A 23989-nucleotide genomic window follows, 5' to 3' on the forward strand; every position below is an offset into this window, starting at 1 on the left:
GCAAAGCGGCAGATCGGTAATTTTCGCCGACGGTGCCACATTTTGTTCTTGCTTTGTGCCGGCAGCTATGCTACTAATTTGGCTATGGTGCTAATTGGCACCGACGACCCGCCCACCGAGGCGGGTTTTCTTTTCAGCTCTTTTCGACCAAGCGTTGCGCGGGTTGCCGATCATCGATATCGGCGGGACAGTGCCCGGTGCTGACCCACCGGCCTTCGGCTCTGCAGCGTTGCAACGTCTGCCGCCACGCTGCGGAATCCCAGGGTCGGCGCTCCGTTTGTGAGGCTGTGAAGGCTGCTTAATTTAGGTGCAGCGCAACATCTCTGCTTGGAGAATGGTCAGCATTCGTGTCAGGGTTCAGCGAACTCCTTTTGAAACGCCGACTTCAGGGGCACCATGGCAATTCTGGCAGCCGTCTATCACCTGACCCACTACAAATACGACCGGCCGGTCGTATTGGGCCCGCAAGTCATAAGGTTGCAGCCTGCGCCGCATTCCCGCACCAAAGTGCTCAGCCATTCGCTGAAGGTCGGGCCGGCAAACCACTTCGTCAATCTGCAGCAGGACCCCTACGGCAATTTCCTTGCCCGCTTCGTCTTCCCCGAGCCGGTAACGGAATTGAAGATCGAGGTCGATCTCGTTGCCGACATGACGGTCTACAATCCGTTCGATTTCTTCGTCGAACCGTCGGCCGAGACGTTTCCGTTCGAATACCCGGAAGAGATCAGGGACGATCTGACCATCTACCGGACGCCGGAACCGGCAGGGCCACTGTTGCAGGCGTTCCTCAAAACCATCGACCGCAGTGCGACCAATACCGTCAATTTTGTCGTCGACCTCAATGCGCGGCTGCAGCGCGAGATCGCCTATATCGTGCGCATGGAAACCGGCGTCTTCTCGCCCGAGGAAACGCTGGCCGCCGGCAAGGGATCCTGCCGCGATTCGAGCTGGCTCCTGGTGCAGATACTGAGGAACCTCGGCATCGCCGCGCGTTTCGTCTCCGGCTATCTGATCCAGCTCAAACCCGACCTCGTCGCGCTCGACGGACCGCCCGGTACGGCGACCGATTTCACTGACCTCCATGCCTGGTGCGAGGTGTATCTGCCGGGCGCCGGCTGGATCGGCTTCGACCCGACCTCCGGCCTGCTTACCGGCGAAAGCCATGTGCCGCTCGCGGCAACGCCGCATTTCCGCAATGCCGCGCCGATCTCCGGCATGGCGAGCTTCGCCAATGTCGAATTCGGCTTCGACATGCGGGTCGACCGCATCGCCGAACATCCGCGCATCACCAAGCCGTTCTCCGACGAGAGCTGGCAGGCGCTCGACGCGCTGGGCGTCGAGGTCGATGCAGCACTCCAGGCCGGCGACGTGCGGCTGACCATGGGCGGCGAGCCGACCTTCGTCTCAATCGACGATTTCGAGGCGGCCGAGTGGAACACCGCCGCCGTCGGGCCGACAAAACGCGAAAAGGCCGATGCGCTGATCCGCCGGCTGCGCGAACGCTTCGCGCCGGGCGGCTTCCTGCATTACGGACAGGGCAAATGGTACCCCGGCGAAAGCCTGCCGCGCTGGACGTTCTCGCTTTACTGGCGCACCGACGGCGAGCCGGTGTGGAGCGATCCGTCACTGATCGCACGTGAAAAGAGCGAGGCGGATGTCGGACCGAAGCAGGCCGAGAGCCTGCTGACCGCGATTGCCGACGAACTCGGCATCGACAAGACGATGGTCAGCGAAGCCTATGAGGATCCGGCCGAATGGCTGCTCAAGGAAGGCAAGCTGCCGGACAATGTCGATCCCTCCAATTCGAAGCTGGAGGACCCGGAGGAGCGCAGCCGCATGGCGCGGGTGTTCGAACGCGGGCTGACCAAGCCGTCGGGCTACGTGCTGCCCGTCCAGCGCTGGAACAGCCAGGCTTCCGGACCGCGCTGGCGCTCGGAGAAGTGGAAGACGCGGCGCGGCAGGCTGTTCCTGGTGCCCGGCGATTCGCCGGTCGGCTACCGCCTGCCGCTCGGCACGCTGCCTTATGTGCCGCCGGCGCAGTTCCCCTATATCGTACCGGTGGATCCATCGCTGCCGCGCGGACCATTGCCGGCGCGTGAGGCGATCTTGCCCGGTGCTGCTTCTTCGCCCGCTCCGGCCGAACTGGAAGGCGCCGACGAAATGGCGCGACGCCAGCAGGCGGTCTCCTTCACGGCCGTTACCGGCCAGCAAGACCGCGTCGAACAGGAGATTACCGAGATCGGCGGCGCCGTGCGCACAGCGCTTTCGGTCGAGCCGCGCGACGGACGGCTTTGTGTGTTCATGCCGCCGGTCGAGGCGCTGGAGGATTATCTCGAACTGGTCGCGGCGGCGGAGAACGCGGCAAGGGCTATCGGCCTGCCGGTGCATATCGAGGGCTACGGCCCGCCGCACGATCCGCGCCTCAATGTCATCCGTGTCGCACCCGATCCCGGCGTCATCGAGGTCAATATCCACCCCGCCGCGAATTGGCAGGATTGCGTGGCGACGACCACGGCGATCTACGAAGAGGCGCGGCAGACGCGGCTTGGCGCCGACAAATTCATGATCGACGGCCGTCACACCGGCACCGGCGGCGGCAACCACGTCGTCGTCGGCGGTGCCACGCCCAATGACAGTCCGTTCCTGCGCCGCCCCGACCTGTTGAAGAGCCTGGTGCTGCAATGGCAGCGGCATCCGTCGCTATCCTATCTGTTCTCCGGCCTGTTCATCGGCCCGACCAGCCAGGCGCCGCGCTTCGACGAGGCACGACACGATTCGCTCTACGAACTCGAGATCGCGATGGCGCAGGTGCCACATCCGGACAAGGGCGCGGCACCCCTGCCGTGGCTGGTCGACCGGCTGTTCCGCAACCTCCTGACCGACGTGACGGGCAATACGCATCGCTCCGAAATCTGTATCGACAAGCTGTTTTCGCCGGACGGGCCGACCGGCCGGCTGGGGCTGGTCGAATTCCGCGGCTTCGAGATGCCGCCCAACGCGCGCATGAGCCTGGCGCAGCAATTGCTGGTGCGCGCCATCATCGCCCGGGCCTGGAAGAACCCGCTCGACGGCCGCTTCGTACGCTGGGGCAACTCGCTGCACGACCGTTTCATGCTGCCGCATTATGTCTGGGCGGATTTTCTCGATGTGCTGGACGACCTCAAGCTGAACGGCTTTGCGTTCCGTCCGGAATGGTTCGACGCCCAGCTCGAATTCCGCTTTCCGTTCTGCGGCGAGGTCCAGCATGCCGGCATCAAGCTGGAGCTCAGGCAAGCACTGGAGCCTTGGCATGTGATGGGCGAGCAAGGCGCGATCGGCGGCACGGTGCGCTTTGTCGATTCCTCCGTCGAACGGCTGCAGGTGAAGACCGAGGGGCTCAACCCGGAACGTCACGCCGTCGTCTGCAACGGCCGCCGGGTGCCGATGAAGGTGACCGACAACCGCGAGATCGCGGTGGCCGGCGTTCGCTTCAAGGCCTGGCAGCCGGCGTCGGGCCTGCATCCGGCGCTGCCGGTCAACACGCCGCTGGTCTTCGATATCTATGACCGCTGGTCGGGCCGCGCGGTTGGCGGTTGCGTCTACCATGTGGCACATCCCGGCGGGCGCAGCTACGACACGTTCCCGGTCAACGGCAATGAAGCGGAGGCGCGGCGGCTCGCCCGCTTCGAGCCGCGTGGCCATACTCCGTCCGGCTATGTGCTGCGCAACGAAGAAGCCTCTGAAGATTTCCCGATGACCCTTGACCTTCGGCGGCCGCAAAGACTCTGATCAGCCATGGCGAAGGGGAATCACAAAAAGCTACGCAGCAAGCCGCAAACCCACAGTCTGCTGGAGCACTACCAGCCGATCGACGGCGTCGTCGACGAGATGGTCGATGCGTCGGGCAATCCGCGGCCGGCCTGGCGGCACTTCATCGAGGCGCTGGAGGACCTGGGGCCGGAAAAGCTTGCCCAGCGTTTTGCCCGCGCCGACCAGTACCTGCGCGATGCCGGCGTCTACTACCGCGTCTACGACAAGGCCGGCGCCAATGAGCGGGAATGGCCGCTGGCGCATGTGCCGCTGCTGATCGAGGAGGAGGAATGGGCTGACATCAGCGCCGGCCTGGTCCAGCGCGCCGATCTGTTCGAGGAGACCATCGCCGACATTTATGGGCCGAACCGGCTGGTCGAGAAAGGCATTCTGCCGGCTGGATTGATCGCGGCCAGCCCGGAATATTTGCGGCCGGTCGTCGGCACCAGGCCTGCCAGCGGCCATTTCCTGCATTTCTGCGCCTTCGAGCTCGGTCGTGGCCCGGACGGCCGCTGGTGGGTGCTTGGCGACCGCACCCAAGCGCCGTCGGGCGCCGGCTTTGCGCTGGAAAACCGCGTCGCCACCACAAGGGCGCTGTCCGACATTTACGGCGAGATGCATGTGCACCGCCTGGCCGGTTTCTTCCGCCGTTTTCGCGATGCGCTGATCGGCATGGCCAAGCAAGCCGGCGGCCGTGTCGCCATCCTGACGCCGGGACCGCTGAACGAGACCTATTATGAACATGCCTATATCGCCCGCTATCTCGGCATCATGCTGCTCGAGGGCGAGGACCTGACCGTCTCGGGTGGCAGGCTGATGGTGCGCACGGTTTCGGGACTTATGCCGGTCAGCGTCTTGTGGCGACGGCTCGACGCCGCCTTCGCCGATCCGCTCGAGTTGCGGTCGGACTCGCAGATCGGCACGCCGGGGCTGGTCGAAGCGGTCCGGCAAAGGGCGGTTTCGGCCGTCAATGCACTGGGTTCCGGCCTGATGGAGACGCGCGCTCTGCTCGCCTTCCTGCCGAAGATTTCGCGCGCCCTGCGCAATGAGGAACTGCTGCTGCCGACCGTCGCGACATGGTGGTGCGGGCAGGATACGGAGCGCGAACATGTGCTCGCCAATATCGATAGCATGGTGATCGGCCCGGCACTGTCGACGCGGCTTGCCTTCGAGGACGACGGCTCGACCAAGCTCGGGTCAGCGCTGTCGGCCGAGGAACGGGCCGAGCTCGTCGCCCGGATCGAACAAGACGGCGGCGACTTTGTCGGCCAGGAAGCGGTGACGCTGTCGACCACTCCTGTCTATGTCAGCGGCTGGCTGGAGCCGCGGCCGGCAAGCCTGCGCGTCTATCTGGCGCGGACGCCGGAAGGCTGGACCGTGATGCCGGGCGGTTTTGCCCGTGTCGGCTTCTCGCTCGACCCGACGGCCATCGCCATGCAGCGCGGCGGCCAGGCGGCGGATGTCTGGGTGGTCAGCGACAGGCCGGTGGAGCGTGAGACGTTGCTGCCGCAGGAGCACGACAGCTTCACCCGAACGTTGCCGGGCAGCCTGCCCAGCCGCGCGGCTGAGAACCTGACATGGCTCGGCCGCTATATCGAGCGATCGGAAGACACGGTGCGCATCCTGCGCGCCTACCACGTGCGGCTGGCCGAGACATCCGATCCCGAGATGCCGCTGCTCGCCGACATCAGGGACTATCTCGCGCCGTTCGGCATCGATGTCGAGACGGCAATCCCGTTGGGGCTCATCGGCACGCTGGACAGCGCCGTCTACAGTGCCGGACAGATCCGCGACCGCTTCTCGCCCGATGGCTGGCTGGCGTTGAAGGATCTGTCGAAGACCATCCATCAATTTGCCGTGACAGTGGCGCCGGGCGACGACGCGACAAGGGCAATGACGGTCATCCTGCGCAAGCTGGCCGGGTTTTCCGGCCTGCTGCACGAGAACATGTACCGCTTTGCCGGCTGGCGTTTCCTGGAAATCGGCCGCAGGCTCGAACGCGGCATCCAGATCGCCCGCACACTCGCCCGACTGACCAGGGCCGAGGCGCCGGAAGGCGCGCTCGACATGATGCTGGAGATCGGCGACAGCGTCATGACCCACCGCCGGCAATATCCGGTGCAGGCGGGACGGCGTACCGTGGTCGACCTTCTGGCGCTCGATCCGCTCAACCCGCGCTCAATCCTGTTCCAGCTCGAACGGCTGAAGGCCGAAATCGCGCTGCTGCCCGCTGTCGGCGGTGAAGGCCATATGTCGCCGGCGGCCAAGGAAATCCTGCAGCTCAACACGTCGATCGCCATCAGGGAGCCCTCGGACATGACGGCCAAGGCCCTCAGCGATCTCGCCAATGAAATCGGCGGCCTCTACAACAGCCTCTCCAAAGCCTATTTCGGGTAGAGACGGCATGCTCTACGACATCAGGCTTCACCTGCGTTACGACTATGATGCGGCGGCCGGCGGCGGCCGCCATCAGGTGCGTGTGCTGCCGCCGACCATCCCTGGCGTGCAGCGCGTCATCGCCGCTTCACTGTCTTTTGTGCCGGCGCCCAGCGAACGCTCCGACTTTTCCGACTTTTTCGGCAACAGTGTCACCTCGATCGCCTTTCGTGACGCACATGATGCGCTCGACATCAGGATGAGCGCGCGTGTTTCAGTGTCGCGGCCGGAGCCCGGGCTCGACGTATCGCCCGACCTACGCCGGCTGAGGGAAGAACTCGGCGCGGTGCACTCGCTGGCGCCGGCTTCGCCGCATCACTTTCTGGCCGCCAGCGATCATGCCGGCATCGACCCGGCAATCACTGCCTATGCGAAAGGCAGTGCCAGCAGTTCGACGGTCGGCACGGCCATGGCTCTGTGCAACCGCATTCACCGCGATTTCACCTATGACGGCGAGGCGACCACGGTGCAGACGCGGGCCAGCGACGCCTTCGGCCTGAAGCGCGGCGTCTGCCAGGATTTTTCCCATATCATGATCGCCGGCCTGCGTGGCCTCGGCGTTCCTGCAGGCTATGTCAGCGGATTCCTACGCACCATCCCGCCGCGTGGGAAGCCGCGGCTCGAAGGCGCCGACGCCATGCATGCCTGGGTCAAGGTGTGGTGCGGGCGCGATGCCGGCTGGCAGGAATTCGATCCGACCAACGGCATGCGCGCTAGCAACGATCATATCACGGTCGGCTATGGCCGCGACTACTCCGATGTGGCGCCGATCGTCGGCGTGCTGAAAACCACGGGCGGGCAGGTTGGCGAGCAGGCAGTCGACGTCATACCGGTCGTGCTCGAAAAGGCGTGACGGCACCTCCTCGTTGCACGGCGTCGTCGTTAATCTGTCCTGGCAATCAAAAGGCGGTGGAACCCGCAGCCAGCAGGCGGCTTATCTACGGAAATTCCGTGGAGAGGACATGCTGGACAAATCCGGGTCGTCGTCTGGCCGATCGGCTGTTAGGAAAGCTGCACCAAAGAACGGGGTGCCGCGGAACGGAGCGCTGGAGAACGGCGCGCACGCCTCGGCCGTTCGGGCCTCGCTCAACTATGTCGCCGACACCGAACCCGGTATTCGCCGGCTGCGTTCAGGCAACGGGTTCTCGTACAAAGGGCCCGACGGACGTGCCGTCGACCAGGACGCGCTGGCACGCATCAAGGCGCTCGCCATTCCACCGGCCTGGACGGATGTGTGGATCTCGGCGGATGCCGACGGTCACATTCAGGCAACCGGTCGGGACCAGCGCGGGCGCAAGCAATACCGCTATCATCAGCACTGGGCGGAGGAGCGTGACGGGGTCAAATACTCGAGCCTCATCGCCTTCGCCGAAAGCCTGCCCGAATTGCGACGGCAGATCGATGCCGATCTGCGCCGTCACGGCCTGCCGCTGGAACGCGTCGTTGCGGCCATCGTCTGGCTGCTCGACAACACGATGATCCGCGTCGGCAACGCCGCCTACGCCCGCGATAACAAGAGTTTTGGGCTGACCACGCTGCGCGACCGCCATGTCGACATCAAGGGCTCGAGCCTGCGTTTTGCCTTCATCGGCAAATCCGGCAAGGAATGGAGATTGAAGCTTGTCGATCGCCGGATCGCCAAGATCGTGCGTGGAGCGCAGGACCTGCCGGGCCAGAAACTGTTCCAGTATCTCGACGAGGAAGGAAACAGGCATCCGGTGCGCTCCGACGACGTCAACCGCTATATCAGGGAGAATGCCGGCGTCGAGTTCAGCTCCAAGCATTTCAGAACCTGGGGCGGAACCATCCACGCGGCGTCGCTGTTTGCGCAAACCGAACGCCCGGAAGGCCAGGCACAACAAAAGCGGGCGATGAACGGCGTCATCGACAAGGTTGCCGAGCGGCTCGGCAATACGCGCGCCGTCTGCCGCCGCTGCTACATCCATCCGGAAGTCTTCCGCGCCTGGTCCGAAGGAGGGCTGCTTGGCGAAATGGCGGACGCCAACAGAGGCAAGCGCTCGATCGCCGGGCTCGACGACGAGGAGGCCCTGGTCTTGAGATGGCTGAAGGCGAGGGAATGACGCAGGACCGGGGGCGTATTTTTTTGTCGACGCCATGTCGGGATCGGTCCTAGTGTTTCGTCCTTTGACAGAGAAAAGGACGACCCATGCTCTACGCGATCCTCTGCTATGCCTCTGAAGACGTCGTCTGCTCCTGGAGCAAGGAGCAGGACGATGCCGTCATGGAAAAACTTATCGGCGTACAAGAGAAATATGCCAACGCCGGGCGGCTTGGCCCCGTGGCGCGGCTTTTGCCGACGACGGCGGCGACAACGCTGCGAAAGGTCAAGGGCGAATCGATCGTCATCGACGGCCCGTTTGCCGAAACCAAGGAACAGTTCCTCGGCTTCTACACGCTCGAATGCGCCGACCTCGACGAGGCCGTCGACTTCGCGCGCGAGCTTTCCGAGGTCAACCCGAGCGGCGGCTCCTACGAGATCCGGCCGGTCTCGCTCTTCAATCCCGCCAAGGTTTCCGCATGACCGAACTTGCCTGGATCAGCACGGCAATCAGCACCGCTCGCCCGCAGGCGATGGGAGCATTGCTGCGCTACTTCCGCGACCTCGACGCGGCGGAGGAAGCATTCCAGGACGCCTGCCTGAGGGCCCTGAACAACTGGCCGAAAAATGGCCCGCCGCGCGATCCGGCAGCCTGGCTGATCTTCGTCGGCCGCAACAGCGGCATCGATGCGGTGCGCAAGCGCGCCAAGCAGGCGCCGCTGCCGGAGGAGGACCAGATCTCCGATCTCGACGATGCCGAGAGCGACATCGCCGAGCGGCTGGACGGTGCGCATTACCGCGACGATATTTTGCGGCTGCTGTTCATCTGCTGCCATCCCGACCTGCCGGCCACCCAGCAGATCGCGGTGGCGTTGCGCATCGTCTCCGGCCTGACGGTCAAGCAGATCGCCCGCGCCTTCCTCGTCGGGGAAAGCGCCATGGAGCAGCGTATCACGCGCGCCAAGGCGCGTATCGCCGATGCCGGGGTGCCGTTCGAGACGCCGGGAGCGGTCGAGCGCTCCGAACGGCTCGCCGCCGTCGCCGCCATGGTCTACCTGATCTTCAACGAAGGCTATTCCAGCAACAGCGGCGAGGCGTCGGCGCGTGCGCCGCTTTGCGAAGAGGCGATCCGGCTGGCCCGGCTGCTGCTCAGACTATTCCAGACCGAGCCGGAGATCATGGGGCTGACGGCGCTGTTGCTGCTGCAGCATGCACGCGCGCCGGCCCGCTTCGACGAGAACGGCGAGATCGTGCTGCTCGAAGACCAGGACCGCAGCCTGTGGAGCCGCAAAATGATCGATGAAGGCCTGGCGCTGGTCGATAAGGCGTTGCGCCATCGCAAGCCCGGTCCCTACCAGGTGCAAGCGGCGATCGCCGCGCTGCATGCACGGGCGGAAAAGCCCGAGGATACGGACTGGAACGAGATCGACCTGCTCTACGGGCTGCTCGAGCAGATGCAGCCGTCGCCGGTGGTGACGCTCAACCGCGCCGTCGCCGTCTCCAAGGTGCGTGGACCGGAAGCCGCACTCGCCATGATCGAGCCGCTGGAGCAAAGGCTTTCCGGTTATTTCCACTTCTTCGGCCTCAAGGGCGGCCTGCTGATGCAGCTTGGCCGCGGCGACGAGGCGCGTGTCGCTTTCGACCGCGCCATCGCGCTTGCCAACACGGCAGCCGAGGCGGCGCATATCCGCATGCATATCGACCGGCTGATGAAAGAAGGCGCCAAGCAAAGGGCGCATTGATCCGACGCCTCCGCCTGGTTCAACGGTCTGACCTTTGCTTAGACCATGCCGGGGTGGCGATTTTTCCCTGAAACGAGTAATGCCACGCCATGACAGTGCCTGATGTGCCGACCAGCACAGAGACGGCGTGGCACAAGGCTTTGACCGACGCCATATGAGCGGCGGGATCTGAAAGGGATGAAAATGACGATTGCGAAGGAAACGGCCGGGCTTCTGGCGAAACTGGGTGTTGCCGAGGGCGCGCTTACAGGCGGCGATCTCATCGTGCGTAGCCCGGTGACCGGCGAGCAGATCGCCGCGCTGAAAACCATCTCGCCGGCCGACGCGGCAACGACCATCGACAATGCCCATAAAGCTTTCCTGGCGTGGCGGCAGGTACCAGCTCCCAAGCGCGGCGAACTGGTGCGGCTGCTCGGCGAGGAATTGCGCACACACAAGGCCGAGCTTGGCCGGTTGGTCTCGATCGAAGTCGGCAAGATTCCATCCGAGGGTCTTGGCGAAGTGCAGGAGATGATCGACATCTGCGATTTCGCCGTCGGTCTCTCCCGGCAATTGTACGGCCTGACCATCGCCACCGAGCGCCCCGGCCACCGCATGATGGAGACCTGGCATCCGCTCGGCGTCGTCGGCGTCATTTCGGCCTTCAATTTCCCGGTGGCGGTCTGGTCGTGGAATGCAGCGCTGGCGCTGGTCTGCGGCGACGCGGTGGTGTGGAAGCCGTCCGAGAAGACACCGCTGACGGCGCTCGCCTGCGAAGCGATCTTCAAGCGCGCGGCAAACCGTTTCGGCGATGCGCCGGAAGGGCTGGCGCCCGTGCTGATCGGCGATCGCGCCGTCGGCGAGATCCTGGTCGACCATCCGAAGGTGCCGTTGGTCTCCGCCACCGGTTCGACGCGCATGGGCAGGGATGTCGGCCCACGGCTGGCCAAGCGCTTTGCCCGTGCCGTGCTTGAGCTCGGCGGCAACAACGCCGGCATCGTCTGCCCGACGGCCGATCTCGACATGGCGCTGCGCGCCATCGCCTTCGGCGCCATGGGCACGGCCGGCCAGCGCTGCACGACGCTCAGGCGCCTGTTCGTGCATGAAAGCGTCTATGATCACCTCGTTCCGCGCCTGAAGAAGGCCTATGAAAGCGTCTCGGTCGGCAATCCGCTGGAGACAAGCGCTCTCGTCGGCCCGCTGATCGACAAGGCTGCCTACGAGAACATGCAGAAGGCGTTGGAGGACGCGGCTTCGCATGGCGGTAAGATAACCGGCGGAATGCGGGTCGAGAACGGCCATGCGGAGGCCTACTATGTGCGTCCGGCGCTGGTCGAAATGCCGCGCCAAGTTTCGCCGGTGACGGAGGAGACCTTCGCGCCGATCCTCTATGTGATGAAATATTCGGATTTCGACGCCGTGCTCTATGAGCACAATGCGGTCGGCGCGGGGCTTTCCTCGTCCATCTTCACCCGCGACCTGCAGGAATCCGAGCGTTTCCTCGGCGTCGACGGTTCGGACTGCGGCATTGCCAACGTCAATATCGGCACTTCGGGGGCCGAGATCGGCGGCGCCTTCGGTGGCGAGAAGGAAACCGGCGGCGGCCGCGAGTCGGGCTCGGATGCCTGGAAGGCCTATATGCGCCGCGCTACCAATACGGTGAACTACTCCAAGGCGCTGCCGCTTGCGCAGGGCGTGTCGTTCGACATCGATTGAAATGCCAGACCGTCGTGGTGGCGGCGCCAAAGCCGCCACGACGGCGTTTGGCTCGCCGTTCAGCTGGCTTCGGAAGTTACAACACAATTGTCGAAGGCTGCATCGATGATGGCGAGCTTGACCGCCTGGGCAGTCATGTATTCCTGATAGAACTCGCTCGAAACCCACATGACCGAGTGACCCCGCTGGCCCAACCAGCCAATGCTGCCGAGTTCCTCGGCATCGCGCAATTTGCGTGACAGGTGGGTCCGGGAAAGCTTGAGCCAGTTCGCGAAATCTCCGATTGAGACGACACCGGTCGGAATTCGGTCCAGGTCGGCATGATCGGGATCGACGCCAGACATCAGCCAATCCATGACGATGCCGCCATTGTCGAGCCAGGTGAACAAGGAAAAGGTCTGTCTCGGCTCCCGCACGGCATGCGACGAAAGCAGGCCGTCGGCCACCAGCGGCTGCAGTTTGGCGAGCAGGTCCGGTTGTGCGACGAATGCAGCCAGTCGAAATCCATTGTCCAGGCTGTCCAGCGTTTTCAGATGCGCCATGACCCAGCCGGCAACCGTCTCCAGAGTGCCCGCGGTGGGCTCAAAGGGGCGGATGCGCCCGTATTTGATCGGCAGATGCCGAATGAAACCGTAATGCAGCATCTCCTTCAGGAAGACGTCGGCTGTGTTGCGGCTGGCCACCGAATGCCGGCAGATGTCGTCCATGAACCGTGCAGACGTAAGTCCCTTGCGATGATCGTCCGGCTCTCGATTGAAATACAAGCCAAGGCCGATATGGGCCATCAGCCAACGCTGTTGCGCGGCGAATACGGAGGCCAGCCGCGGGTTCGCTTCATAGGTTTGGAGAAGCGTCCGCGACTGAGCCTGGACGTGGCGACGCAGTGCCGGATGGCGGGCAATGTCTTCAGAAACCAGCGCCATCCCCGCCGAGCCCAACCAAGTTTGCAACTGGAAATACCGATCACAATTTCAGCCTTCGCGGGTCGTGTCCAGCGCCGGCGGATCAGGATAAGAGCTGAATCCTGCCGGCTAGTGGCTGAATTCCGCGACTTGATCGCCGAGGCCCCTGATCTCGCGGCAGAAGGCTAGCCTGCTTGAACCCACCAATGATGGCTTCGCCTGTCCAGCACGTGCTCCCGCCGATGGCGACACGGAACCAACACAAGTTTTGCTCGTTGAAGAACGCTGATTGGACTGAGACAGTGAGGAACTACAAAATGGAGAATGGCCTTTTCGCCACGCCGCCTGCAGCGTTCCGGAAAACAGAGTCGGTTTGGCTACGGGCGCTCAAGTGGCTGTTACGCCGGGTGCGCAGCGCCTCCGACAGCTCGGGAACCATGTTGAAACCAATCCTTTCCGGACCCGAGAATGATAGCGGGCCCACTACGCCTCGACGCGCTTGAGGCCGAAGCGCGCTGCGATCTTGACGCCAAAAATAACCGCTCACATGTCTCTTTATGGCTGCCGCCGCGGCCGAGAGCCATGACCGCTTTGAAGGCCCGCCACCGCGGCGTGTTCGCCTGATGCAGCAGGCGAGAGCGGCGGTGGCACGCAGCGGCGGGAACCATCGGGCATGCTTGGCTATTAGATACAGGCGGCTGCTGGTCTGCCGGGCCAGGAGCCATTTGCTATGATCATCAATCCCCCACCGGAAAGCGCCATCCCGGCATCCGTTCCGTCGGTCGATCCAAAAGCCGCCCCGACGCCTCGCAATGCCGAAGCGGAGGTCTTTTATATCGAAGCGATCCGCGAGCTTGTCGCGACGGGCATCCCCTTTCTCGTCGCCGGCACCTATGCCGTAAGCGCCTATACCGGGATCATCCGCCCGACCAAGGATCTCGACATTTTCTGCAAGGCCGGCGACTGCCCGCGCATCCTCGCCCATTTCAAGCAGATCGGCTATGCGGTCGTGGTCGAGGACGACCGGTGGCTCGGCAAGGTGTTCAGGGGCACGCATTTTTTCGACGTCATCTTCACCTCGATGAACGGCACAATGCCTGTCGACGACCAGTGGCTGGAGCATGCTCGCCAGGCCGAATTGCTGGGCAGCCACGTGCGGATCATCGGCCCAACCGAGCTTATCTGGTCCAAATGCTTCATCCAGGACCGCGGCCGGCATGATGGCGCCGACGTCGCGCACACCATCCTCAAGGCGCACGACCAGATCGACTGGCAAAGGCTGCTTTCCTACATGGAAGTTCATTGGGAAGTCTTGCTGATGCATCTCTTGAACTTCAGATGGATCTATCCGACGGAGCGAGACCGTGTGCCCGCGTGGCTGCTCGACGAGTTGCTCGACCGGCTGGCCAAGCAGCGCGAATTGCCGCCTTCCCGGATGCGGATCTGCCGCGGGCGCATGCTTTCACGAACCGACTATGAGATCGACGTCAAGCAATGGGGCTTTGCCGACGTCGGCGGTGAAGGAGAATATAGCGATGGCTGACGAGCTCGAATCTGCTTCGGCAAAGGCCGAAAACGGCGGCACACTCAAGGTCGCCGCCATCGGCGATCTGCATGTCGGCAAGGAGGACCAGGCGTCGTACCGCGATCTTTTCGGCGAGATGTCGCGCGAAGCCCAGGTTCTCGTGCTGACCGGCGACCTTACCAATCTCGGCAAGCCTCGGGAGGCCGAAATCCTTGCCGAGGAACTGCGTGCCTGCACGATCCCGGTCGTCGCCGTACTTGGCAACCACGACTATGAGTCAGGCGCCGTCGAGCAGGTCACCGACATTTTGCGTAAGGCGGGCGTTCATCTCCTCGACGGCGAGGCGACGGAGATTCACGAGGTCGGGTTCGTTGGGGTCAAGGGTTTCGTTGGCGGTTTTGGATCGCGCATGCTCGGCTCCTTTGGCGAACCGGCGATCAAGTTGATGGTGGCGGAAAGCGTGAACGAAGCGATGCGGCTCGAAAACGCGATGCGGCAGGTCCGCGCCAAACGCACGCTTGTCGTTCTGCACTACGCGCCTGTCGTCGAGACGGTCGAAGGCGAGCCGCTGGAGATTTTCCCGTTTCTCGGTTCGTCACGCCTGGCCGAGACAATAGACCGGTTCCAGGTCAGCGCAGTGGTGCATGGCCATGCGCATCGTGGCGTCTATGAGGGCCGTACGCCGGGCGGAGCGTCGGTCTATAACGTTGCCATGCATGTCGCCAAGCCGACCGGCCGCCCCTACGCCATGCTCGAAATCTGACAGGCGGCGCCGCTGGCGCAAGCAATCGCCAGACAGGCTGCAGAACGATCACGGCAACTGCCGGCTGAAAGACATCCGCTTCGGCGGAATATCGTTTTCATCCGGATTGGGAATGGGGTCCTCGTCGGGGAGCCTGTCGGGGTCCGGCTCACGCACGGGCTTGGGATCGGGGATGGGAGGCGGTGGTACCGGGGTCGGTGTTGGCTCGGGTGTGGGAATAGTGGCCATCGTGATCATCTCCTCTTGGCGCAGAACAACGCAATGGGTCAGCTGGTTCCCGGCTTCCTCGTTTTTGGAACCACACCGTCGCGCCTGCGGGTCAGCCCATCTCCGGATTCTCGTGTCTGCTGCCCGACTTGCCTGACCGCAGCAGCAGGGCAAGCGGAACGAGCAGGGCGGTTGCCACCGCGCAATAGCGGAAGACATCGACGTAGGCGAGCAGCGTGGCCTGGCGGGCGATCAACTGGCCGAGCCAGCCGATCGCCTGCTGCTTCGCCTGGACCAGCGGCGAACCCTGGGCGACGAAATGCTCGGTCGCCTGCCGAAGCACCTGCTGATAGGCGGGCGACGATTGCACGGTGTGGCCAACCAGATTCGATTGATGGATCTGGGAGCTTTGCGCAATGACGGTGTTGGACAGCGAGACGCCGATGCTGCCGCCGCTATTGCGTGCAACGTTGATCAGCGCCGATGCCTGGTTGGTCTGTTGCGGGGGCAGGCCGACATAGGCCGCGGTCGAGATGGGAATGAACAGGAACGGCAGCCCGACCATCAGGAAGACACGGGCAAAGGCAAAGAAGCGGAAGCTGGCGTCCAGGGTAAGCGAGGTCATGTGCCAAAGCGCGACTGCGACCACCGACATGCCCACCATGATCAGGTATTTGGGCTGCACGATGCTGCCTACAAATCCGGACACCGGCATCAAGATCAGCATGGCGATGCCGCCCGGCATCATCGAAAGGCCCGACAGCGTCGCGGTGTAGGCAAATGTCGTCTGCTGCAGCTGCGGCACGATCTGGGTGGTGCTGAACAGGATAGCACCGACCGCCATCATAACCAGGAAGGCCGTGCCGAACTGGCGCGTGAACAATAGGCGCATGTCGACGACCGGATCGCTGCGACTGATTTCCCATGGGATAAGCAGCAGGAACGCGATCGCGGAAATCACTGCGAAAGTCGTAATGAAATTCGAGGCGAACCAATCGTAGCGCTGGCCCCGGTCGAGGAAGATCTCCAGGCACCCCAATGCGGTGGCCACCAGGACGAACCCGACCCCGTCGATCTTCAGGCCACCTTTCAGCCGTTCCTTGCGTTCGCGTTCGAGTACGTCCGGTTCGACCAACAGCCATTGCACCAGTGCCAGCGACAGGATGCCGAACGGCACGTTGATGAAGAAGATCCAGTGCCAGGAGAAATGGTCCGTCAGCCAGCCGCCGATCGTCGGCCCGACCGTTGGTGCGACGATGACGGCAATGCCGTAAAGCGCGAAGGCTTGCGAGCGCTTTTCCGGCGGAAAGGTATCGGCAAGGATCGATTGCTCGCTTGGCGCCATGCCGCCGCCGCCGAGGCCCTGAAGGATCCTGAACAGGATGAGCAGTTCCAGGTTGGGCGCCAGTCCGCACAGCAGCGACGCGACGGTGAAGGTCGCCACGCAAAGCATGTAGTAGCGCTTGCGGCCGATGACGCTTGCCAGCCAGCCGCTGACCGGGATGATCACCGAGTTGGCCACAAGATAGGTGGTAATGACCCAGGTGCTTTCGTCCATTCCGGCCGCCAGGCTGCCGGCGATGTTGCGCAGGGCGACATTGGCGATCGAGGTGTCCAGCACCAGCATGAAAGTGGCGATGGAAACGACAATGGCGATGAGCCAGGGATTGTGTGTCCCGGCGGCGGATCGGCTTTCGCCCTGATTTCTGGCTGCTTCGCCGCTCATTGCACCTTGACCGTCGGCACCACCGACAGCCCTGGGCCGAGAAGCACATCGGGCGGCTTGTCGAAGACGATCTTGACCGGCACGCGCTGCACCACCTTGACGTAGTTGCCGGTGGCATTTTCAGCCGGCAGGAGGCTGAAGGCGGTGCCGCTGCCGGCCTGGATGCTGTCGACGCGGCCATGGAAGGACTTGTTCGGGTACGCGTCGATATCGATGTCGACCGGTTGTCCCTGCCGCATCAGGTCGAGCTGCGTCTCCTTGAAATTGGCCCTCACCCAGACCTCGTCGGGAACGAACATCATCAATACCTGGCCGGGTTGGGCGTAGGTGCCGTCAGCGGCCGAAATGCTCGTTGCCCGCCCGGCTGCGGGTGCTGTGATGGTCGTGCGCGACAGCGTCGTGCGTGCTTGCTCCTGGCTGGCTTTGGCCTGTTCGAGCTGCGCCTCGGCGCTCCTGGCTTGTGCCTGCAAGACCGAAACCTGGCTTTTTGCTGAGGCGACATTGGCCTCGGCACTGTCCAGCGCGGCCTGATCCTGACGCAGCGTCGATGCCGCTTGCTGCGCCTGCTGCTGCGTTGCCGTGCCCTTGGCCAGGAGTTCGCGATTGCGTTGATCCTCTGCCTTGGCGAAATCCAGCGCTGCCTTGGCCTGTGCAATCTGCCTCTGGGCAGCGTTCACCTTTGCGTTTTGAGCCTCGATCTGAGCGGTGACATTGACGATTTCGGCTTCGGCCGCGGCGACGCCGGCATCGGCCTGCTTCAGATTTGCCTGATAGTCGCTGTCGTCGATGCGCAGGAGGACATCACCTGCCTGCACGTGCTGATTGTCGCTAACCGCCAGCTCGGTAATGCGGCCGGCGATTTGGGCGCCGATCGTCACCGTGCGGGCGTCGATGAAGGCGTCGTCGGTCGATTCGTACTGGCGAGCGTTCAGCCACCAGATCACGACGCCTGCCGCGACGAGCAACAGCGCAAGCGCAACCGCCGCCGTCGCATAGGGATGGCGCTTGGGAAAGCCGAGCAGACCGGCCTTTCGTTGCGAGGCATCCCCGTCGGGCTTTTCCTGCCGCGGCTCTGCCGATCGCTCACGAGATTCTCGAACCCGGGCCGGTTGCTCCCGAGTTTCATTTACAGGCTCGACGTCTTGTTCGACGCTTTGAGGCTTCGTGTCCAACGGAATGGCTTTCAAGACTGATATTGCAGCAGCCGGGGCGGACGCAAAGCCAAACCGCGAGCTTCCGCAAAAGTTCCTGCCCGGAATGGGTTCGGTTACCGGGGCGACGTCGAACCCACTGAGCGGCGCCGGCGCGTTGGAACCGAGCGCCGCTTCACCGGGCAGGTGATCCGTACGCCTCATGTTGCGGTGATCCGGCCTTGTCAGCGCTCCACGGCGCGATAATTGCTCATATAGGCGTGGGCGAATTCACCTGTCGACAGGAGCCGACCATGAAACATCAAACACTCGACCAACTGCATGCCGTCGCGGAAGTTGAGTCCTTCGCGGCGTATCCGGCGATGAGCCGAAACCAGCGGATTGAACGTTGGGCAGAACTTCTCGAGCAAAACCCGACGCGATGCCTTGGGGCGCTTCCAGGCACCGAATATATGAACAGGGAAGCGCGCGACAGATCGCGTGGCGCTGGGACGCCGCTCACTGTCGCTTTCGAGGATCCGGTTCTGCGTGCCATGGGCTTGAACGACGATACCTATGGTGAGGCAAAGCGCTTCTTCGAACTGAGCGACCGGCAGTTGCACCAAATCGTTTGCCATTGCCACGTTGGCGCCACGATGCAAGCGCGATGGGCCGCTGCCAGGGTGCGCGGGATAGTTCGCGGCAACAGATTTGTTGCCTGGATGAAGGGCTTGATCGTGCATTGACGCGATACGAGGAACGGCGGAACACGCGTTCTTTCCGCGCTGCGGGGAGCGCTTCCGAACTTGGAAGGACTCGTGCCCGTCAGGCCGCGCAGATTGTGAAACTCCTTGACGCTTGGCTGCGCCTTGTCGCGGCCATGCGTCCGTCTTTGATGCGAGAATTTGAGTTGGCCCGCCGCAATTGAGAGCCTTCGTCCGACGGGCGTTCGAGCGCCGTCCAGGCATGTGCGATCTGGCTAGGGACAACAATCCCGCGATCGTGGAAGATCCTTCGACCTGGTGAGCGGCCGATCTCTCCAAACACCCTTCGATCCGCTCTAGCGGTCGATCTCTCCAAATACCCTTCGACCCACTTTAGCGGTCGATCTCTCCAAATACGATGTCGAGCGAGCCGATGATCGCGGCAACATCGGCGATCATATGGCCTCGGGACAGGAAATCCATCGCCTGCAGGTGGGCGAAGGAAGGTGCGCGGATCTTGCATCGGTAGGGAATGTTGCCTCCGTCCGATACGAGGTAGACGCCGAACTCGCCCTTCGGCGCCTCGACGGCGGCATAGACTTCACCGCGCGGCACGCGAATGCCTTCTGTATAAAGTTTGAAGTGGTGGATCGTCGCTTCCATCGAGCGCTTCATCGTGGCACGCGGCGGCGGCGTGATCTTGCGGTTCGGGATCGCGACCGGCCCCTGGCCTTCGGGTGAGCGCAACTTTTCCAGACATTGCCGCATGATCCGGACCGACTGGCGCATTTCCTCCATGCGTACGAGATAGCGGTCGTAGCAGTCGCCATGCTTGCCGACCGGGATATCGAAATCCATCTCCGGATAGCATTCGTATGGCTGCGCCTTGCGCAGATCCCAGGAGGCGCCCGATCCGCGCACCATCACGCCGGAGAAGGCCCAGGCCCAGGCATCGTCAAGGCCGATCACGCCGACATCGACATTGCGCTGCTTGAAAATGCGGTTCTCGGTCAACAGCCCTTCGAGATTGTCGCAGACCTTGAGGAACGGATCGCAGAAATTCCAGATGTCGTCGAGGAGCTCCGGCGGCAGATCCTGATGCACGCCGCCGACCCTGAAATAATTTGCGTGCATGCGGGCGCCGGACGCGCGCTCGTAAAAGACCATCAGCTTCTCGCGCTCGGCGAAACCCCAGAGCGGCGGCGTCAGCGCGCCGATGTCCATGGCTTGCGTGGTGACGTTGAGGAGGTGCGACAGGAGCCGGCCTATTTCGCAGAAAAGCACGCGAATGAGTTGCCCACGCTTCGGAACCGATATTTCAAGGAGCTTCTCGGCGGCGAGACAGAATGCGTGCTCCTGGTTCATCGGCGCGACGTAGTCGAGCCGGTCGAAATAGGGCAGGGCCTGCAGGTAGTTCTTGTACTCGATGAGCTTTTCGGTGCCGCGATGCAGCAGGCCGATGTGGGGATCGGCGCGTTCCACGATCTCGCCGTCGAGTTCGAGCACCAGCCGCAGGACGCCGTGAGCGGAGGGATGTTGTGGCCCGAAATTGATGGTGAAGTTGCGAACTGCAGCCTCGGCCATGACAGTCCTCCGCGATCAGGCGGGTTTCGGTTCCGTGCCGGAGCCGGCTTGTCCGCCTTCAGCCGCTCACGTCGTCGTCTGGATGATCAGCGTCAGCGTGCCGTCGCCGTCGATATTGGCGGCCACGACTTGCGTGGAATTAAGCCCGTTCGCCGCCAGTGCCGATGCCGCCTGCGGCGATGCGTCGATCGAACTTTGCAGGATACGCAAATCCTCGGCGCTGGTCTGGGTGACGACGGCCTCCGCCTGTGCCTTGATGTCAGGAGGCAGATCCTCCATCGCCACGATTGTCACTGCGGTGAAATTCTGGGCGGAGAAGGCTTGGTCAGGTGTAGCCTGGTCGGGAGTGGCCCCTTCGGGCGTGGCTTGCTCTGGCAGGGTTTGCGGGGCCGTCGGCGGGACAGGGGCAAGCTCTGGTCTCACGGATTGCGCATAGACCGGCGAGGCAAGAGCCAGTGCCGAGAGTGTGGCAATTGTCGTCGATAGCCGCATGGCCTTTCCTTCCGTTTTGCTCAGGGACGATCAATTCGGTGACGACACAACCCTCGTGTCGAAATATGGTTCCGTCACGGAGGTTGCAGTCTTGCCGAAGCCGTGATTGTCGCGGAAGCGAGCGCGAAATCCGGCGTTGCCTGTCTCAGGCAGCGGTGTGGCTGCGATGGGGCTGCGGCCAGCGCTGCAATGCTTCACGGCCCTGAGTGGTCAGTTCGTAGATCCCGCGATCGGTGCGCGCGAACCAGCGATACACGTTGTGCAGCAGGATTTTGGGCGCGTTCGGCAGGTTGGGCTTCAAGTCACGCGGCCGCTTTGGGCCGTCCGCGAGTGCTGCGGCGCATGCCAGGGCCTGCTGGCGATAGGCGGTCATGATCGGCGCACGCGAGCCGCCGCCGGCGACAGGATCGCCCTGCCGACGCCGATGTTCGTCGATTAGTTTCGAGCGGCGCCGGGAATCCCTACGCGGAGCCAATGCCGTCGGGCTGAGCAGCACCTGAACCTCGCCGTTCGTCCGCACGCCAAGCAGGCCAAAGCCGAGGCGACGGCAGAGATTGCGATACCTCACATCGCTCTCACGGCCTTTGCCACGGCCCGACATGCATGCTGCGAGCCAGACCTCGTCGCTCACCGCCATACGGTCGACGCCCTGAAGGACCAACTCGAGATTGAACTTCAGCTTTAGCTCGCAGATGACGACGATCGGTGGAGAGTCGGCACTCAGCGCCAGCAGATCGCAGCCGCCGATCTCGCCCTTGACCATGAATCCCAGGCCTTCGAGGAAGGTCTTGACCGGGCTGTAGAGTGAAGTCTCGAGCATGGGCCTTTGTTCGCTGCGAATCATCCCGCCCGATTGGCAGTTCAGCGCGATGATCGCTCATTGCCATTGAACAGGAGGTAAACGACGGCCAAACCCAAGCGATTGCTGCGGCTCGCCGGTGGCGCAGAGCCGTGCCACGGCCGCTTGCCAATTTGGTATGCTGGTATAATATGTACCTGAGGTAGCATGCCCCGCATAGCTGCGCTGTGCTGGACATCCGAGCGCCCGAGACATCGTCCAGGGCATCGTCATTTGAGCGGCGGCTCCCCGCCTTTTCTAATCCGCCAGCCGGCGGCAATGTGCATACAAGTCAATGGGATGACGATCGGCAGGGCCGTCGTTGGAAATCAGGAGTAACGGACAATGACAACGATTGCGCTGTTTGGTGCTGGCGGCAAAATGGGTTACCGCCTGTCGACCAATTTTCGCGGGTCTCCCTATACGGTACGCCATGTCGAGGTCGGCGACGCCGGCCGCGAGCGGCTTAAATCGGGCCTCGGCATCGATGCCGTCAGCGCCGATGAGGCGCTTGATGGCGCTGATGTGGTGATCCTGGCGGTGCCGGACACGCATATCGGCAAGGTCGCGGCGAGCATCGAGAGCAAGCTTCCATCAGGCACGATGGTCGTCGTGCTCGACGCCGCGGCACCTTTCGCCGGGCATTTGCCGCAGCGACCTGACCTGACCTATTTCGTCACCCACCCGTGCCATCCGCCGATCTTCAACGACGAGACCGACATGGCGGCCAAGAAGGACTATTTCGGCGGCGTCAAGGCCAAGCAGCACATGGTCAGCGCCTTGATGCAGGGGCCGGAGGAAGATTTCGCCAAGGGTGAGGCGATCGCCAAGATCATCTGGGCCCCGGTTATGCGCTCGCATCGAGTCACCGTCGATCAGATGGCGCTGCTCGAGCCCGGCCTTTCGGAAACGGTATGCGCTTCGCTGCTCGTCGTCATGAAGGAGGCCGTTGACGAGGTGGTGGCGCGCGGGGTCGACAAACAGGCGGCGCTCGACTTCCTGCTTGGCCATATGAACGTGCTTGGCGCCGTCATCTTCGGCGAGACCAAAGGCGTGTTCTCCGACGCCTGCAACAAGGCGATAGAGTTCGGCAAGCCGGTGCTGATGCGCGATGACTGGAAGCGGGTGTTCGAGCCGGAGGAGATTGCCGCGAGCATTCAGCGCATTACCTGAGGGCGCAACGCGTCGTCCGGGAACATATCACCTGAAATTGTCATTGACTCATCATACCAGTTAGCTTAGCTGTTCGATGGCTCGGACCGTCAAGCTTCGCAGCAAGCTCAGGGCCTGGACGAGTGGAGGATGGCGGGGAGACGATCGATCGAGGTGAAGCCGGCAAAGGGCTTGTGAACCTGACGCGAGCCGCGATCCGCGCTGGCTAACGAATTGAATGCATATAGCCTTGGGATCAAGGCACGGGTTTTCAACGGGAGGAATACATGAAACTGACACGCAGAATGACGCTTGCGGCTTTCGCCGGCATGCTGGCGCTTGGCACGGCCGCACCCGCCTATGCGGCGGATCTGATCGCCATCATCACGCCCTCGCATGACAATCCGTTCTTCAAGGCGGAAGCTGTCGGCGCAGAGGCCAAGGCCAAGGAACTCGGCTACGAGGCGCTGGTGCTCGTCCATGACGACGATGCCAACAAGCAGTCCGAACTTATCGACACGGCGATCGGCCGCGGCGCCAAGGCAATCATCCTCGATAATGCCGGCGCCGACGCCACCGTTGCCGCCGTGCAGAAGGCCAAGGACGCAGGTGTTCCTTCATTCCTGATCGATCGCGAGATCAATGCCACCGGCGTTGCCGTCGCGCAGATCGTCTCCAACAACTATCAGGGCGCCCAGCTCGGCGCGCAGGAATTCGTCAAGCTGATGGGCGAGAAGGGTAATTTCGTCGAGCTCGTCGGCAAGGAATCCGACACCAATGCCGGCATCCGCTCCAAGGGTTACCACGACGTCATCGACGACTATCCGGACCTGAAGATGGTGGCGCAGCAGTCGGCCAATTGGAGCCAGACCGAGGCCTATTCAAAGATGGAATCGATCCTCCAGGCCAATCCCGATATCAAGGGCGTGATCTCCGGCAACGACACGATGGCGATGGGCGCCTATGCGGCACTCGCGGCTGCCGGCCGCAAGGACGTCATCGTCGTCGGCTTCGACGGGTCGAACGACGTGCGCGACTCGATCACCTCCGGCGGCATCAAGGCGACGGTCCTGCAGCCGGCCTTCGCGCAGGCGCAGATGGCGGTCGAGCAGGCCAACGACTTCATCAAGAACAAGAAGTCTCCCGCCGAAGAAAAGCAGCTGATGGACTGCGTCCTGGTCAATGGCGACAATGCCGCCAAGCTCGAGACGTTCGCGCTCACCAACTGAGCCGGCGTAACATCAG

General features: G+C 63.1%; 19 protein-coding genes. 12 read left to right on the forward strand and 7 right to left on the reverse strand.

Translation table 11 applies throughout. The annotated features are described in order from the left end of the window. Window positions 1-396 precede the first annotated feature (396 nt). The 7 genes from NKH43_RS06280 to amaB all read left to right on the forward strand — a co-directional run bounded on the left by NKH43_RS06280 (window position 397) and on the right by amaB (window position 11721). Window positions 397-3768 (forward strand): transglutaminase family protein, encoded by a 3372-nt coding sequence (locus tag NKH43_RS06280; RefSeq protein WP_352857065.1) that lies wholly within the window; start codon window positions 397-399, stop codon window positions 3766-3768. A 6-nt stretch (window positions 3769-3774) separates the two neighbouring features. After that, the gene (locus NKH43_RS06285) at window positions 3775-6186 is read left to right on the forward strand and encodes a circularly permuted type 2 ATP-grasp protein (protein WP_352857067.1); all 2412 of its coding nucleotides are present in this window, start codon (window positions 3775-3777) and stop codon (window positions 6184-6186) included. 7 nt (window positions 6187-6193) lie between these two features. Then, window positions 6194-7078 (forward strand): transglutaminase family protein, encoded by an 885-nt coding sequence (locus NKH43_RS06290; RefSeq protein ID WP_352857069.1) that lies wholly within the window; start codon window positions 6194-6196, stop codon window positions 7076-7078. 109 nt (window positions 7079-7187) lie between these two features. Next, the gene (locus tag NKH43_RS06295) at window positions 7188-8306 is read left to right on the forward strand and encodes a DNA topoisomerase IB (RefSeq protein ID WP_023720248.1); all 1119 of its coding nucleotides are present in this window, start codon (window positions 7188-7190) and stop codon (window positions 8304-8306) included. A gap of 86 nt (window positions 8307-8392) precedes the next feature. Next, window positions 8393-8767 (forward strand): YciI family protein, encoded by a 375-nt coding sequence (locus NKH43_RS06300; RefSeq protein WP_023720249.1) that lies wholly within the window; start codon window positions 8393-8395, stop codon window positions 8765-8767. Next, the gene (locus NKH43_RS06305) at window positions 8764-10026 is read left to right on the forward strand and encodes an RNA polymerase sigma factor (RefSeq protein ID WP_352481990.1); all 1263 of its coding nucleotides are present in this window, start codon (window positions 8764-8766) and stop codon (window positions 10024-10026) included. Before NKH43_RS06300 ends, NKH43_RS06305 begins: the two co-directional genes overlap by 4 nt. Window positions 10027-10209: 183 nt before the next feature. Continuing rightward, window positions 10210-11721 carry an L-piperidine-6-carboxylate dehydrogenase gene (amaB, locus tag NKH43_RS06310; RefSeq protein WP_023720251.1) on the forward strand — a complete coding sequence of 504 codons (1512 nt, stop codon included), beginning with the start codon at window positions 10210-10212 and terminating at the stop codon, window positions 11719-11721. A 59-nt stretch (window positions 11722-11780) separates the two neighbouring features. Here the strand turns inward: amaB and NKH43_RS06315 are convergent, their stop codons facing one another. Beyond that, window positions 11781-12644, reverse strand: coding sequence for a hypothetical protein (locus NKH43_RS06315; protein WP_352857071.1), 864 nt, complete (start codon window positions 12642-12644; stop codon window positions 11781-11783). A 709-nt stretch (window positions 12645-13353) separates the two neighbouring features. On the opposite strand from NKH43_RS06315, the gene NKH43_RS06320 reads away from it, so the two are divergent. Together NKH43_RS06320 and NKH43_RS06325 are read left to right on the forward strand one after the other, a co-directional pair. Then, window positions 13354-14166: a nucleotidyltransferase family protein gene (locus tag NKH43_RS06320; protein WP_023720252.1), complete on the forward strand. Its 813-nt coding sequence runs from the start codon at window positions 13354-13356 to the stop codon at window positions 14164-14166. Next, a complete protein-coding gene (locus tag NKH43_RS06325; RefSeq protein ID WP_352857073.1) occupies window positions 14159-14911 on the forward strand; it encodes a metallophosphoesterase family protein in 753 nt (250 codons plus the stop codon). Before NKH43_RS06320 ends, NKH43_RS06325 begins: the two co-directional genes overlap by 8 nt. Window positions 14912-14959: 48 nt before the next feature. Here the strand turns inward: NKH43_RS06325 and NKH43_RS06330 are convergent, their stop codons facing one another. The 3 genes from NKH43_RS06330 to NKH43_RS06340 form a co-directional block, all read right to left on the reverse strand. Beyond that, a complete protein-coding gene (locus NKH43_RS06330) occupies window positions 14960-15139 on the reverse strand; it encodes a hypothetical protein (protein ID WP_084642803.1) in 180 nt (59 codons plus the stop codon). Between the two features lie 91 nt (window positions 15140-15230). Next, a complete protein-coding gene (locus NKH43_RS06335; RefSeq protein ID WP_352857075.1) occupies window positions 15231-16844 on the reverse strand; it encodes a DHA2 family efflux MFS transporter permease subunit in 1614 nt (537 codons plus the stop codon). Next, window positions 16841-18016, reverse strand: a complete 1176-nt coding sequence (locus tag NKH43_RS06340; RefSeq protein ID WP_352857077.1) for an HlyD family secretion protein — start codon at window positions 18014-18016, stop codon at window positions 16841-16843. Before NKH43_RS06340 ends, NKH43_RS06335 begins: the two co-directional genes overlap by 4 nt. Before the next feature lie 272 nt (window positions 18017-18288). On the opposite strand from NKH43_RS06340, the gene NKH43_RS06345 reads away from it, so the two are divergent. Continuing rightward, window positions 18289-18720, forward strand: coding sequence for a hypothetical protein (locus tag NKH43_RS06345; protein ID WP_023720256.1), 432 nt, complete (start codon window positions 18289-18291; stop codon window positions 18718-18720). A gap of 351 nt (window positions 18721-19071) precedes the next feature. Here NKH43_RS06345 and NKH43_RS06350 read toward each other — a convergent pair whose 3' ends face one another. From NKH43_RS06350 to NKH43_RS06360, 3 genes are all read right to left on the reverse strand, one after another. Next, a complete protein-coding gene (locus NKH43_RS06350; RefSeq protein ID WP_023720257.1) occupies window positions 19072-20262 on the reverse strand; it encodes an NADH-quinone oxidoreductase subunit D in 1191 nt (396 codons plus the stop codon). A 66-nt stretch (window positions 20263-20328) separates the two neighbouring features. Beyond that, complete coding sequence (locus tag NKH43_RS06355) at window positions 20329-20754, reverse strand: hypothetical protein (protein ID WP_352857079.1); 426 nt, start codon at window positions 20752-20754, stop codon at window positions 20329-20331. 145 nt (window positions 20755-20899) lie between these two features. After that, window positions 20900-21574, reverse strand: a complete 675-nt coding sequence (locus NKH43_RS06360; RefSeq protein WP_023720260.1) for a DUF2161 domain-containing phosphodiesterase — start codon at window positions 21572-21574, stop codon at window positions 20900-20902. Window positions 21575-21937: 363 nt separating this feature from the next. On the opposite strand from NKH43_RS06360, the gene NKH43_RS06365 reads away from it, so the two are divergent. Further along, window positions 21938-22765 (forward strand): phosphogluconate dehydrogenase C-terminal domain-containing protein, encoded by an 828-nt coding sequence (locus tag NKH43_RS06365; protein ID WP_023720261.1) that lies wholly within the window; start codon window positions 21938-21940, stop codon window positions 22763-22765. A 266-nt stretch (window positions 22766-23031) separates the two neighbouring features. Beyond that, a complete protein-coding gene (locus tag NKH43_RS06370) occupies window positions 23032-23973 on the forward strand; it encodes a D-ribose ABC transporter substrate-binding protein (RefSeq protein ID WP_023675475.1) in 942 nt (313 codons plus the stop codon). Window positions 23974-23989 lie beyond the last annotated feature (16 nt).

Origin of the sequence: Mesorhizobium sp. M1163, from assembly GCF_040318415.1 — a bacterium.
Lineage (GTDB): Bacteria > Pseudomonadota > Alphaproteobacteria > Rhizobiales > Rhizobiaceae > Mesorhizobium.

Excerpts from the sequence above, each read along its gene's own strand:
- amaB (WP_023720251.1), top strand. The coding sequence starts at position 10,210 with ATGACGATTGCGAAGGAAACGGCCGGGCTTCTGGCGAAACTGGGTGTT.
- NKH43_RS06330 (WP_084642803.1), bottom strand. The coding sequence starts at position 15,139 with ATGGCCACTATTCCCACACCCGAGCCAACACCGACCCCGGTACCACCG.
- NKH43_RS06290 (WP_352857069.1), top strand. The coding sequence starts at position 6,194 with ATGCTCTACGACATCAGGCTTCACCTGCGTTACGACTATGATGCGGCG.
- NKH43_RS06280 (WP_352857065.1), top strand. The coding sequence starts at position 397 with ATGGCAATTCTGGCAGCCGTCTATCACCTGACCCACTACAAATACGAC.
- NKH43_RS06285 (WP_352857067.1), top strand. The coding sequence starts at position 3,775 with ATGGCGAAGGGGAATCACAAAAAGCTACGCAGCAAGCCGCAAACCCAC.
- NKH43_RS06360 (WP_023720260.1), bottom strand. The coding sequence starts at position 21,574 with ATGCTCGAGACTTCACTCTACAGCCCGGTCAAGACCTTCCTCGAAGGC.
- NKH43_RS06355 (WP_352857079.1), bottom strand. The coding sequence starts at position 20,754 with ATGCGGCTATCGACGACAATTGCCACACTCTCGGCACTGGCTCTTGCC.
- NKH43_RS06320 (WP_023720252.1), top strand. The coding sequence starts at position 13,354 with ATGATCATCAATCCCCCACCGGAAAGCGCCATCCCGGCATCCGTTCCG.
- NKH43_RS06325 (WP_352857073.1), top strand. The coding sequence starts at position 14,159 with ATGGCTGACGAGCTCGAATCTGCTTCGGCAAAGGCCGAAAACGGCGGC.
- NKH43_RS06345 (WP_023720256.1), top strand. The coding sequence starts at position 18,289 with ATGAAACATCAAACACTCGACCAACTGCATGCCGTCGCGGAAGTTGAG.
- NKH43_RS06295 (WP_023720248.1), top strand. The coding sequence starts at position 7,188 with ATGCTGGACAAATCCGGGTCGTCGTCTGGCCGATCGGCTGTTAGGAAA.
- NKH43_RS06370 (WP_023675475.1), top strand. The coding sequence starts at position 23,032 with ATGAAACTGACACGCAGAATGACGCTTGCGGCTTTCGCCGGCATGCTG.
- NKH43_RS06315 (WP_352857071.1), bottom strand. The coding sequence starts at position 12,644 with ATGGCGCTGGTTTCTGAAGACATTGCCCGCCATCCGGCACTGCGTCGC.
- NKH43_RS06335 (WP_352857075.1), bottom strand. The coding sequence starts at position 16,844 with ATGAGCGGCGAAGCAGCCAGAAATCAGGGCGAAAGCCGATCCGCCGCC.
- NKH43_RS06365 (WP_023720261.1), top strand. The coding sequence starts at position 21,938 with ATGACAACGATTGCGCTGTTTGGTGCTGGCGGCAAAATGGGTTACCGC.
- NKH43_RS06350 (WP_023720257.1), bottom strand. The coding sequence starts at position 20,262 with ATGGCCGAGGCTGCAGTTCGCAACTTCACCATCAATTTCGGGCCACAA.
- NKH43_RS06300 (WP_023720249.1), top strand. The coding sequence starts at position 8,393 with ATGCTCTACGCGATCCTCTGCTATGCCTCTGAAGACGTCGTCTGCTCC.
- NKH43_RS06305 (WP_352481990.1), top strand. The coding sequence starts at position 8,764 with ATGACCGAACTTGCCTGGATCAGCACGGCAATCAGCACCGCTCGCCCG.